This is a genomic window from Lysinibacillus sp. CNPSo 3705, assembly GCF_028674935.1.
Lineage (GTDB): Bacteria > Bacillota > Bacilli > Bacillales_A > Planococcaceae > Lysinibacillus.
In genome coordinates, this window is sequence record NZ_JAQZSD010000092.1 from 1 (window position 1) to 12,544 (window position 12,544).

Genomic DNA, 12,544 nt, shown 5'->3' on the forward strand with positions numbered 1-12,544 from the left:
GCCAGGATCAAACTCTCCATAAAAAGAAATTTGATTAGCTCAAATTGTTTTGCTGGCATCATGTTTGATGTCCAAAATTTTGTTTCGTTCACTAACTCATGGTTAGTTACTAAAAACTTTATTGATTACGTTTTGCTTGTTCAGTTTTCAAGGTTCATTTTTTCAGTTACTGCGTCACCTCTTGGCGACTTATACATAATAACATCGATTATTCATGAAAGTCAACACTATATCATAAGTTTTTTTAGGAACTTATTTTTTCATATCAATTATGCCTCGGCTAATTGCGTCCGGAATAGGCTTTATGCTTAGGTCTGCAAATGTTTTTTGTGCGAACGCGCAGTGCTAACGTAGCGTCAGCAGCATCGATGCAGGTCAGTTAGCCGTTATCGCATGGATGCGACGTGACAAAGCTTTGGGTCAACAAGATGTTTTTTAGACGTTTTCACAGGATGTGAAGTTTTTAGCTATAGTTCCTCTATTTCAGCGGATGTCTTTTGTACCAAAAGCGTAGCGACAAGTACAGATGTTTGAACATCCTCTTGAAAGTAGCTTAGACCCGCATTCATCTCACCGCCCAGGAAACATTTGTAGCTGACGTTTCACTTTCGCTACGAAAACATTTGTAGCTGACGTTTCACTTTCGCTACGAAAACATTTGCTGAAAGAAGTTAAAAATATAGAAACGAGGTCGTTAAGATGGTTCGTAAAACGTTGATTTCACTGTTTTTAATCGTAATACTATTTATTTTTATAAAGCCGATAAATTCTACTATGATTTCTGTATTCAACATTGCTGATGCTCCAGCAGTTGTAACAAAAGGACATTATGGCACATCACTTATTGTCGAAATTTCTTTCTCTGATGACACCCTGTTGGACTGGCTTAAAACTGTAAAAGAACCTTATCCGCTTCTATTGTTAGATGCTGCATGGATTGAACGTTCACCTGAGCACCTAAAAATCATTCAAGAGCGAAAACTACCTACAGGATTATTAGGACCTGAGGATTCAGTAGATAAGCCAATTGATCTTGCCGTCGTTCAAAAAGATATTAAAATTTACGAAAAGCATTTTCAAAAAACACCACTTTGGTTTGCAACACGAAATCATCAGTATTCGCAGGATTTGCAAAACAACTTATTTCAACAGCAGATGAATATACTTTCTCCCTCTCTCATCTGGAAAGGAGAAAAAACACCTAAATTACAAAAGGGAGATTTTGTTTTTATGTCTTTACACCAAAATAATAACATCTCGTTGAAAGAGCTGAATACATTTCTACAACAAAATAAATTTATGTCGATTGAGGAAAATATATTCGGCTATAAAGTTCAAACTAAAAAATCACCATAAAAAAGAAGATGCCTCCAAAAATAGAGGCAACTTCTTTTTATTATGCATTTTTAGCTTGTTCACGACGACGTGCTTTACGGCGCGCTTCTAATTTTTGACGATCTTCTTCGGATTTTGCATTATATTTTGGTAATACTAATAATTGATAAGCATTTACAGCGAGTAGTGGGAATAGTAAAAGTGCAACATATTCGTTAATATTTTCATCGCGACCCATTAATGCAATTGTCCATTCTAATGTAGTAATAACAATCATAAAAAATAATGCTGAAATGAAAACATGTTTTTTTCCTGTTAATTTTACTTTTTGAATAGCCGTTGCTATAGCACTGAATATTAAAGAAATTAACAAACAACTATAGAATACCCAACTTTGACCTTCTTTTACATCTGGTATAAAGCGGAAGAATATAATATCAAAAATAGTAATAGCAATTAATAATAGCTGTATCCAATTCCATAATGTAAGTGTTCTAAAAATATTTACCCCTACTTGATGGAGCGTTAAATAAGCAAAAAAGCCTGCCTGTGCAATAACACTCATCGTAAATCCTAAGAAAACCATCCATAAAAGCCCGGCCAAAAACTCTCCCCATTGACCGTTTGCAATATATGGCTGGAAGAAGTCCCAGCGAAAAAATAAACTGCATACTCCGTTAACTGCGCCACCAACAAGCATCGCAAAGAAGAAAAACTTTGCCCAATTTCGTATCGTCACAACTAAAAGTCCCCCAATTTCTCAATGTATATCTGTACTTATTTTAACAATGCATTGTTAAAAAAGCTATTTCTCATCGTAACCAATACATAAAGTCATCATAAATGTGAACAATAATTGAAAGAGTCTATTTATAGAAAGGACTGACGATTGATGCGAAAATTCTTCTTACTGCTAATCCTAATGCTTTTTCTTTCTGCCTGTTCTTCACCAGATAAAGCCTCTACCATGTCCTATGATGAAATAAAAAAAATAATGATCGACTCTTTACAAACAGAGGATGGTAAAAAGGCGTTGCGAAAGCTTTTAGAGGAACCAAGTTTCCGTGAATTATTGGTTTTGGAGCATGATGAAGTGAAAAAAGCTACCGAAGCTACCTTGCTTTCCAAAGAAGCAGAAGACTTTTGGAAGAAAACATTTGAAGATCCAAAATTTAAAGAAACTGTCGCTAAAAGCATGCAAAAGCAGCAACAGGATATTATGAAGGAATTAATAAAAGATCCTTCTTTCCAAAAAGATATGGAAGCTTTCTTTGGCCAGCCAGATATGCAAAAGCAGTTAGAGACTATTTTAAAATCCTCCAATATGAGAAAACAAATGGAGGAAGTCGTCAAGGAAACGATTGAAAGTCCGCTTATGCAAACGAAATGGCAGGAGCTTATTAAGAAGAGCGGTGGCGAGACAGGTAAAGCTAGCGGCGGTAAAAAAGAGGCTGGTGGCGGTGGTGGTGGTGGCGGTAATGAGCAAAAAGGCTCTGAGTAACCACTCATATATGAAAAACGGATTTCCTCCATTGTTCGAGGAAATCCGTTTTCATTATTTATTTAATTTATTAATGATGTTCGTCGCGATGTCTAAATAAATTTGTCCTGTTGTGTGTTTTTCAGCATAAACAGAAGGTGCAAAATCTTCTTCTGACCAGTCAGGCTGACCAAGTGGAATTTGACCAAGTAGCTCTGTACGTAGTTCTTCTGCTAATTTAGGACCTCCACCTTGACCGAATACGAATTCACGGTCACCTGATTTCGATTCATACCATGCCATGTTTTCAATAACACCTAAAATTTCATGATCTGTTTGTAAAGCCATTGCACCTGCACGAGCAGCAACGAACGCTGCAGTTGGATGCGGTGTTGTTACGACAATTTCTTTTGAAGAAGGAAGCATTTGGTGAATATCTAATGCAACGTCACCTGTACCTGGTGGTAAGTCCAATAGTAGATAGTCTAGTTCACCCCATTCTACATCACGGAAGAACTGATCTAACACCTTCCCTAACATTGGCCCACGCCATACAATCGGTGCGTTATTTTCAACAAAGAAGCCCATTGAAATCATTTTCACACCTAAACGATCAACAGGGAAAATTCGATTGTCTACCACTTTAGGCATATCTGTAACACCCATCATATCAGGCACACTGAATCCATAAATATCAGCATCAATTAAGCCAACCTTTTTACCTAAACGAGCTAATGCAACAGCTAAGTTAACTGAAACTGTAGATTTTCCTACACCGCCTTTACCAGAGGCAATTGAAATAACTTGGACTGTGCTAAGTGGAGATAAAATATCTTGTGCCTCAGCCTCAGTTGCTACGCCACGGAAGCTCTGTAGTTTTTCTGCTGACAGCTCTTCGAAACGAATACCAACTGTACCTGCACCTGCTTCTTTTAGAGCTTCAACAATTTTCATTTGTAGCTGTAATTGTTCAGGTGTATTAGTTTTAGCAATCGCAACTTTTACACTGACATGATTCTTCTCTTCTTTAATTGCTACGTTTGTAATACCGTCTGTTTCTGCAAATGATTTATGTAAAAATGGATCTTGTAGTTGTCCTAGTATTTCTCGTACTTGTTGTTCAGTTATCACGACGAACACTCCCCTTATATTATCTCAATGTTAGTATATCATAATGATTTAATTTACGTTGTGTTGTTGCTCTATTCAATTTTAGCTAATAAATACTCTTCTATACCTTCAACAATAGCATCTCCCATTTTTTCTTGGTATTTCTTATCAGTTAATAGTGCACGTTCCTCATCATTACTTATAAATCCTGTTTCTACTAGTGCAGCAGGTACCTCAGCTTTTTTCAGTAAATATATTTGTTGTATAGACATCGCTTCTCGATCTGTATTTTTCAAATTAGTGCGAATGGAATCTTGAATGCTCTTTGCTAATAATTCACTTTCAGCATGTCCTTCTTTATGATAGAATACCTGTGCTCCACGCCATTTTGTTTCAGGAATGGCATTTGCATGAATTGTAATAAAAAGATCCGGTTTTTCTTTTGCTACTATGTCTTTTCTTAAAAAGATGTCCTGCTTTTTTCGTTCTCTCAATGTTCCAAACTTTTCTGATGACGCGTGCTCATCAATAACATCGCCATCTTTTGTCCGTGTCATTACGACTGTTGCGCCTTTTTTCTTTAATTGCTTCTCCACATGCTGCGCAATTGCAAGTGTAATATCCTTTTCAATTACTTCGCCCTTTGAGGCACCTCCATCCTGACCTCCATGTCCCGCGTCAATGACAATTTTTATGCCACCAAGTGGGTCCGGTAAGAAGAAGTTACGGTTCGAAGCATTCGTTTCATATGCCACGACCACTATACTCATTAGCATAATTACTCCTAGTGCAAGCCAGCGCTTCACCCATATCCACCACCCTTTTACAAATAGTGTACGAAGTTAGTGAATGAACTATGCCAGAAAGTAAAAAAAACTCTCAAGTATTGAAGTTGAGAGTTTGAACTTGTGATGGAAGATACTTTATTAGTAATGCTAAAACGGCATTACTCCATTAATAATACATGGACTAAAGCCGTTAATTTTTATTTTAGTGTAAATTCTGGTTTATACTTACCTGCATAAGGTTCATGCTCAACAAATACTGTTATATCCTTACCGTCTTTATCTTTACCAGTTCTGATATATGTGAATTTCTTATTATTTAGTTCAGTAATTTCGAGAACAGCCCCATATTTATTTTCACCAATTGAAACATGAGCTCTTAATTTATTTCCATCGATCACATTAAAGTATCCATAGTCACCACGACTTTTACCTGTTTCAGGATTGAAAAATTCATATTTATTCGTATTAGCATCGTATTTCGCAATGCTAATAAAATTTGTATTATATTGTGTTACATCATTTTTACTTGCATCTAATACGACTGTTCCTTGCCAAAGCGTACTAGCTAAAATTTTATCTCCATCTACGTCCTGTACAATAGTGCCTGTAGAATTATTTAATTTTTTATCTGGTGCTGTGAATGTTAAGTGTTTTTCCTTATAAGGAACATGTTCAACAAATACCTCTACATCGCTACCATTTGCATCTTTTCCCATTCGTTTATAAGTAAACATTGAATTTGTTAGCTTAGTAATATCCACAATTTCTTGATAATTTTTCGTTTCTGAGATCAATATTCTACGCTTTCCATCATTCGTAATAAAGAAAATCCCTTTATCGTCGATGCTTCCAGCTGTATTCGGATCGAAGAATTCATAGCGTCCTGAATTAACGTCATATTTCGCTAGGCCCATTAAATTTGGATTTTCCGCAGTTAAGTCTTTATTATTTTTATCGTAAACTTTTGTGGCTTGCCAATCTGAACTACTAAGAATTTCAGCATTTGCTTGACCGTCTGTTATTTCTACCTGTCTTTGATCTGCATTATTTCCTGTTCTTACTTCTTCAGTTTTTTTTACATCAGTCTTACTACCACATGCACCAAGAAGCGCCAGTACCGCAATTGATAATATTAATAGCTTTTTCATATATTGACCTCCATTTTCAGAATTACCAACTTGAAAATAGTATCTGCCATTTCTATATAAATTACACATCCAATTGCTATTTATACAACAACAGTGCCACAAGATATTTTGAAACGCTTGAACTTGAAGAGTATCAAAACATAAAAAAACCCCCTCTCGAAATTCGAGAAAGGGCTTGTAAACGTTGATATAACAACGATATTAACGTTTTGAGAACTGTCTTTGAAAATTTTATGGGTACCTAATCCATTTGAAAACCATCTATATCAATAACCCATAAAAGCATGAATGGATAAAAATGTATCAAAGGGCATTGAAAATGAAATTACTTGAACCAATTTGAACCAAAATGATGAATGTTAGTTGAATACAATTTCTTTCCAATACGTATTAAAATGACCTATTGCATTATTCGATTCAAACAATTCTTTAAACATTGCTATTAAACTGTCCTTATCCTTACCTATAGTTTCCATCGAATGATCGTCAATTGAATGAGAATTAACATCAAAAAGTTTCTTATGTTCTTCTTTATCCTTGTAAAAATCAACTGGATTTATTTTATTAAACTTAGTGTAAGTTTCAATTATCCTCCTCATCGAGTTAAGCATTGAATTTAATAAATTGTTTGAATAAAGAGACTGCAATTCAATCCATAAAAGTTCATAATGTGTATTGAAATCTTCTCTTTGAGAAGTAATACGTTTAACTTCTCCATTCTCTAATCTGTAAAAATAATTTTTATCATACTTTGATATCTCTACTTTTTTTCCATCTATAATTTTTGGCTCTTTAAAGTTCCCTTGTGGTTGAACGTTTAAATAAAAATGAGCATTATGTGTTAAACATACAAAGATATCTTTTTGAGAATTAAATTTATTACGATATTTATCGGTATATAATTTTTGTATTTCTGTTATTATCATATACTGCATAGTGTCGTCATTCGAATTCATCGGGTCATCAAATACTATTACTTTATTCTTATCACTTTGTTTTTCAACATCACTCAAACTTTCAAGGAAATATAAAAAACCAATTATGTTTTTTTCTCCTGTAGACAATTTATCAATAGAACGAACACTTTCTTTATCTTTAATTTGATAATGTTCGATACCATTCTCATCTTTTTCTAACGTCAATTCTAAATTTGTTTTACCAGATTTCTTTAATTTAGCATTTATGATTTCTACAAATTTATAAGTACTTTTAGTACTCTTTAATATTTCATCCTTTTCTCTATCAGCCTTTTCTATCTCATTTTTTAAATAAGCAATTGTATTTTCTTTCGGGTTTTCATTTGAACCCTGGAGTTTTATTTTGGTATCACGGATATCTTTTTCACTATTCGTTAAACGTTCTTTTAATTTTGTTAATTCATGCTGTTCTATCTGATATCCACGCCAATTTCTTTTATATTCCTCTTCTTCTCTTAACTTTAAGCCTACATAATGTAATCTTAATTTTTCCATAGCGTTTTTTTGTTTACTCTCTATATTTTCAACCCAATCATCGTGTGCAGTTATTATATCATTAACATTTTTTTCAATACTTGAGAATCCTGTCGGGATTCCCAAATCCACTTTCTTAATAGTTCTGAAAACTCCTTTTGCCTTTTCATTTAAACTATCCTTTAGCGCATCAAATAAGTTATTATATTCATACTTTATAAGTTTAATATCGGTATTAATTTTTTCTATCTCTTCGTGAAAGGCACTGTAAAAATGATCCTTTTTTATTTTTTCTATTCCGTTAACTTGTTTCATTAGTCTATCAATTGTTTCAATTTGATTGTTTATCTTATTCTCAACTTCTTGAATTGCCGATACTGATATAAATGATTCTAATTCTTTTATTCTTTCTTCTTTAATCTCATTACCACAAAACGAACAATTTTCTCCTGCTTTATGGATTTTTAAACCTTGTTGAGCAAACCCCTTTCGAGCTGGATCATCTTTCAACTCGTTTATAAAAGTTACTTCTTGAACTTTATGCTCTAATATTTCGTTCACATTATTAATTAGTCCTGTGAAATCCACGCTATTAAATTGATAATGTTCCGATATTTTACTTTTAGATATTTCATTCAGGATATTTTCATATTCATTTATTTCAATCTCATCTAAGACTTTACAAGCTGATATATCATTTAAAAAGTCATTTTTATCATAACTCGTTTTAGTAATTTGAGGATTCTTGTATTCTTTCAGTTCTTTTGCCTTTTCCCTATAAAATCTATCAATTTCATTTTTTGGTTATTATAAGCAATTAAAGCCTCTTCTTTACGTATGTATAAGGAGTGCTTTTCAAGCCCCTCATCTTTATAGCTATCTTTCCAATCTAAGGATTTAAATTCACTTTCAAGAATTTCCTTATCAGCTCTAAGCTCAAATAGTTTTCTCTCGATAGGGTCCAATATTTTTTTTGCATTTATATTTTCTTCCCCTAACACTATAGCATTCAATTTTTTATCCTCAACAATATTATTAAATCCTGTAAAAAGATGTACATCATACTCATTAACTGATTGACTTAATATCATTTTAGAAAGTGTAGACTTTCCCGCACCATTTTTTCCAAATATAAAATTTTTATTTTTTAACTCTAAAGTTGAGTTATTCTCGATGTTGAAAACCTCATATTCTTGTTTGGATAAATCTAGTTTAATTGTCATTAGCAATTCATCTCCCTGCTCAAAAGTGTTATAAAGAGTAACCTATCTGCGTGAACAGTAAGATTTTATTTAGTTGCATCATCACATCGTATCGAAATTAATTGGATTGTGTTGACCTTTGAGTGTTCCAATTTGGATTGCTCCATATTTAATATATACACAGTTTTATAGTTATTCCAACCCAATTATATATAACTACACACCTTATTCCTACCTTTTTTACTATAACTTCATTTGTATACATAATCTGTAATTATTCTGCACTTTTACTGTGTATGGCAAAATAAAAGTTCAGAGTATTGCAACCTGATATGGCGTTGCAACTTTACATGGAGTGGAGGGCATGATAGCCTCGTTAGGCAAAGCCAGCCCTTCATATAGCTGGCTTCTTGGCTTATTACTCATGCCCTCAGAGGCTCCATGTCAAGTTGCAACATTGTGTAATCACAATTGCAAAACTATGTAATTTTTCTTTCAAAATACATGAGGAAAGTAACAAAAAGAAAAAGGCTGTTTTCTAAAAGATTGTTGCTGTTAAAACATAAAAACAGAGTTACTCTACAAAATGTGTAGAATCAACTCTGTTTTTCGTCTGATATTTCGTAAATCGAATATTTAACTCAAGTACCCGTTACTTTAAGTGCATTTCTTCACAATCTTATCGTTTTATTAAAGAACCAATTTAATAATATAATTTCTTTCTCACTTTAAATTGAGGACTGGTGATTAATTTTGCTTTTGCAATTCCTTTTTTAAATCTTACATTGTTTAGCCAGTCAATAATTGCATTAGCATCGTAATTTGGGTGAATTTTTTCTCCATTTTCTAATGCCCAATATTCTGTATTCTTTTCCTCGTCAAAAATCCAATTTAGAAAGTCCTTCTGAATACTGTTTATCTTCCTACCTACTTTTGTTGAACAAGAAATGTATTGAATATAATCTTCACCAAAGTCAATTTTTATAATCATAAGAGTTTAACTCCTTAAGTAGTTTGAAATTAGGACTATTAGCGTATCTATTTCATCTACAAGTAAAAGTTGGTACTGAATTTTATACGGATTTTTTAGGGGCAGAAATAAATTTTAATACCCTTGTAATGACGTAAACCAATATGATCCGAATCTATTCCAACTAAAACTATAATTTTTATTGAGGGTAAAGTTTTGTGATTTACCACCTATTGCTGTTGTGAAATTTGTACTGGCCATAATTTGAGCATTTTGAGAAATATCATAGTCCCAACATTTTGCTGTTTTATTGATCGGTGAAACTGAGGTTTTATAGTCAGTCATTACTAAACTAATACACTCATCAGCACAGTTATTTTGCTGATATTGCTCTAATAAATACAAATCATAATAAACATCTTTCATAAAAACATCATGAGCACCTCTAGGATTTCCTGACGCTGCAAGATATTTATAACATTTTAATTCAATTGCAATTGTATAAGTTAGTGCGGTGCTGTCTGTTCCAATAATTAAAATGTCTATTTCCCTTGTCTTTCCATTTACTGAACGTGTTGTTTCTAATTCAATTTCAATTTTTTCTCGTTCATCAAAAATGGTCAATGGAATCATTTCTTGAAGAATGTACGCATACTTCAACTGCATTGAGGCCTCTTTATTAACTTTTATTAGACCTGAACCTACTTTTCTAGAAAAGATTTCCCAAGAGAATACAACCATATTCACCAAGCGCTTTTGAAATATTGGTTCTAATAACATTGATTTCCTCCCTCTTACATTCATTTATTGTATAATATCATTAGTGAAATGTTATAGGAACGTACATTCCATTTATATATTATAATTACTAAACAACTTTTTACTAACAGGAGGCTTATCATTGAATATAGATTTAAATAAAATTAACCTCGGTAGTATAGATGGGGAGAAGGAATCTTCCGATGAAAACTTCGATAGACTTTTTTATACTAAAAATAGCAAGTATCAAGAAATCATGCGCCCTGATAAATTTATCATCTCTGGAAGAAAAGGCACAGGAAAGACTATACTTGCAAACTATATAATCAAGGATTTAAGTACTCAAAAAAAGATTATCACTAAAATTTTCACTAAAAATGATTTTAAACTTCAAAAACTTATTGACCTAGATTATAGAAGTTTAAAACAAGATGAACTTACATTATTTTGGAAATGGTTTTTTCTTTTGCAAATTGCGAAAAGTTTAACCTCTGGAAAGAGTCTAAAATTTAAGAATCCATTTTTAATAGAAACAAAACTTAAAAAATTTCTAAATACTAAGTATCCTGATGATGTTTTCAAATTAATTGATTTTAGTCAAAGTCGAGGGACAAAATCTATCGTAAAATCTCAATATAAAAACACCTCCGCTCAGATAAACGGTGAAGCAGAAGATAGTTATTCCAAAAGTGAAAATTACGGGCATAAACAGTACTATGAAAATATCGTGAAATTAGAAGAATTAGTCTTTGAGTGTTTGAAAAAAAAGCATGAGGTTTTCTTTATTTTTGATGACTTGGATGAATTAGATGAAGAATTAATTGAGGATACTTCATATTTTAAATTAATTAAATCTATGCTTGAAACCACTAATGATTTAAACATGAAATTTCAAAAGATTAACAAAAAAAAGTCCAAAATTATAGTTTTACTAAGAAGCGATATTTTAACGGAAATACATGCCCATTCTAGTAACTCAAATAAAGTTGTTACTCTAGGGGAAACAAAGTTATATTGGCTTGAGAAGCGCTTCACTGAGCCTTATGAACACGCTTTAATGGATTTAATTCTTCATAAAGTACGTCAGTCTGTTAATGAATATTCTGGACTAAGTAATGAAGCACTTTATAAAAAATTATTCCCCAAAAAAATCTATGGAAAAGAGATTATTTTTCATTTATTAGATTATAGTTTTGGTAGACCTAGAGATATCATTAGATACCTTCAACTAATTATTGATAATAATCCTAACGAGAAATTCTTTGATCCACAACACTTTAAGGATTATGCTCAAGATTATTCTAATTGGTTTTATCAAGAATTAATGAATGAAATTAGTATTCGTCCTAATAAAAATGAAATTATAGATGGCCTGACGTTAATAAATAATTTAAAGAAACCATATATGAAATACCAACAAATAGAGCAATATTATGAAACCCACAAATCTGATTACCCAAATATTAAAAATCTAAAGGATGTAATAAAACAATTATTTAGATTAGGTGTAATTGGAAACTCATGGATGCATGGTAAAAATCAAAAAGGAGAACCTAGATACCACTACTCGTGGGGATATAGAGATGATTCCCCTAAAAATCCTAATTTCTCTCAAACTTTTGTTATTCACTATGGACTAAAAAAATACTTTTCTTAAAAGGAAAAAGCACCCATCAAATGGGTGCTTTTTCTGTCATGGCTCATACGTCCATAATTTGTACCGGGCTCATATGTCCCTATATATAGTATGCTGTAATTTACAGGTATTATACACTAATGTATCAACATTTAGATATTAACACTACAAAATAAAAATGTCAATTTCATTGTTTCTTTATTATAGAACTTACCCTTCTACTATTCAATTGAAACTTTATGAATTATTATGATTTTATTAGTTTATAGAGAATAGGGCCTTCCAAAATTAACTCACTTTTTTGCTTTACCATCACTTGTGATAAGGTTCACCGAAACTAATATTAAACTGTATTACTTTCTTTTTCTTCGTCCATCTATTTCCATTGTTAAATGATATAACAAACACCTTATTGAACTAACCTCCCTCTATAAACATTGATGTATCAACGGTTTCCACCACTTCGTGATGAAGATAAAATATTTTTCCACTTGATTTATAAACAGTATTTTTAATTTATAGTTATAATTTACAATCTGAGTGTACGCTTCGCTAAAACTAATGGAAATCATTAGCTTTTTAATCCACTATGTGATGCACAATGGATCTCTGCGATACTTATGACGACGTACCCTCCCATGTCTCTTAGCGTCATTTGCGCTTAC

General features: G+C 32.4%; 11 protein-coding genes. 3 read left to right on the forward strand and 8 right to left on the reverse strand.

All coding sequences use genetic code 11. The annotated features are described in order from the left end of the window. Positions 1-699 precede the first annotated feature (699 nt). Positions 700-1,356 (forward strand): hypothetical protein, encoded by a 657-nt coding sequence (locus PVA17_RS22830; RefSeq protein ID WP_274069080.1) that lies wholly within the window; start codon positions 700-702, stop codon positions 1,354-1,356. Positions 1,357-1,396: 40 nt separating this feature from the next. On the opposite strand, the gene PVA17_RS22835 is transcribed toward PVA17_RS22830, so the two are convergent. Continuing rightward, entirely contained in the window at positions 1,397-2,074 is a 678-nt protein-coding gene (locus PVA17_RS22835; RefSeq protein ID WP_132362723.1) for a KinB-signaling pathway activation protein, read from the reverse strand. Positions 2,075-2,227: 153 nt separating this feature from the next. Here PVA17_RS22835 and gerD point away from each other — a divergent pair, with 153 nt between their 5' ends. Beyond that, positions 2,228-2,836 carry a spore germination lipoprotein GerD gene (gerD, locus tag PVA17_RS22840; protein ID WP_274069081.1) on the forward strand — a complete coding sequence of 203 codons (609 nt, stop codon included), beginning with the start codon at positions 2,228-2,230 and terminating at the stop codon, positions 2,834-2,836. Between the two features lie 54 nt (positions 2,837-2,890). Here the strand turns inward: gerD and PVA17_RS22845 are convergent, their stop codons facing one another. From PVA17_RS22845 to PVA17_RS22875, 7 genes are all read right to left on the reverse strand, one after another. Then, positions 2,891-3,946, reverse strand: a complete 1,056-nt coding sequence (locus tag PVA17_RS22845) for a P-loop NTPase (protein ID WP_132362719.1) — start codon at positions 3,944-3,946, stop codon at positions 2,891-2,893. Positions 3,947-4,017: 71 nt separating this feature from the next. Beyond that, positions 4,018-4,731, reverse strand: coding sequence for an N-acetylmuramoyl-L-alanine amidase (locus PVA17_RS22850; RefSeq protein ID WP_132362717.1), 714 nt, complete (start codon positions 4,729-4,731; stop codon positions 4,018-4,020). A 179-nt stretch (positions 4,732-4,910) separates the two neighbouring features. Beyond that, positions 4,911-5,861: a DUF4822 domain-containing protein gene (locus tag PVA17_RS22855; protein ID WP_132362715.1), complete on the reverse strand. Its 951-nt coding sequence runs from the start codon at positions 5,859-5,861 to the stop codon at positions 4,911-4,913. Positions 5,862-6,220: 359 nt separating this feature from the next. Next, positions 6,221-8,104, reverse strand: coding sequence for an AAA family ATPase (locus PVA17_RS22860; protein ID WP_337993630.1), 1,884 nt, complete (start codon positions 8,102-8,104; stop codon positions 6,221-6,223). Then, positions 8,068-8,535 carry a hypothetical protein gene (locus PVA17_RS22865; RefSeq protein WP_274069082.1) on the reverse strand — a complete coding sequence of 156 codons (468 nt, stop codon included), beginning with the start codon at positions 8,533-8,535 and terminating at the stop codon, positions 8,068-8,070. The genes PVA17_RS22860 and PVA17_RS22865 overlap by 37 nt, the downstream gene beginning before the upstream one ends. Before the next feature lie 682 nt (positions 8,536-9,217). Further along, on the reverse strand, positions 9,218-9,505 hold the full coding sequence (locus PVA17_RS22870; RefSeq protein WP_274069083.1) for a hypothetical protein: 288 nt from the start codon (positions 9,503-9,505) through the stop codon (positions 9,218-9,220). A 114-nt stretch (positions 9,506-9,619) separates the two neighbouring features. Next, complete coding sequence (locus PVA17_RS22875) at positions 9,620-10,264, reverse strand: hypothetical protein (RefSeq protein WP_274069084.1); 645 nt, start codon at positions 10,262-10,264, stop codon at positions 9,620-9,622. 121 nt (positions 10,265-10,385) lie between these two features. Here PVA17_RS22875 and PVA17_RS22880 point away from each other — a divergent pair, with 121 nt between their 5' ends. Further along, on the forward strand, positions 10,386-11,900 hold the full coding sequence (locus tag PVA17_RS22880) for a P-loop ATPase, Sll1717 family (protein WP_274069085.1): 1,515 nt from the start codon (positions 10,386-10,388) through the stop codon (positions 11,898-11,900). Positions 11,901-12,544: the final 644 nt, after the last annotated feature.

Bases quoted from the DNA above. Each gene is read 5' to 3' on its own strand.
- PVA17_RS22830 (WP_274069080.1), top strand. From the start codon at position 700: ATGGTTCGTAAAACGTTGATTTCACTGTTTTTAATCGTAATACTATTT.
- gerD (WP_274069081.1), top strand. From the start codon at position 2,228: ATGCGAAAATTCTTCTTACTGCTAATCCTAATGCTTTTTCTTTCTGCC.
- PVA17_RS22855 (WP_132362715.1), bottom strand. From the start codon at position 5,861: ATGAAAAAGCTATTAATATTATCAATTGCGGTACTGGCGCTTCTTGGT.
- PVA17_RS22865 (WP_274069082.1), bottom strand. From the start codon at position 8,535: ATGACAATTAAACTAGATTTATCCAAACAAGAATATGAGGTTTTCAAC.
- PVA17_RS22870 (WP_274069083.1), bottom strand. From the start codon at position 9,505: ATGATTATAAAAATTGACTTTGGTGAAGATTATATTCAATACATTTCT.
- PVA17_RS22875 (WP_274069084.1), bottom strand. From the start codon at position 10,264: ATGTTATTAGAACCAATATTTCAAAAGCGCTTGGTGAATATGGTTGTA.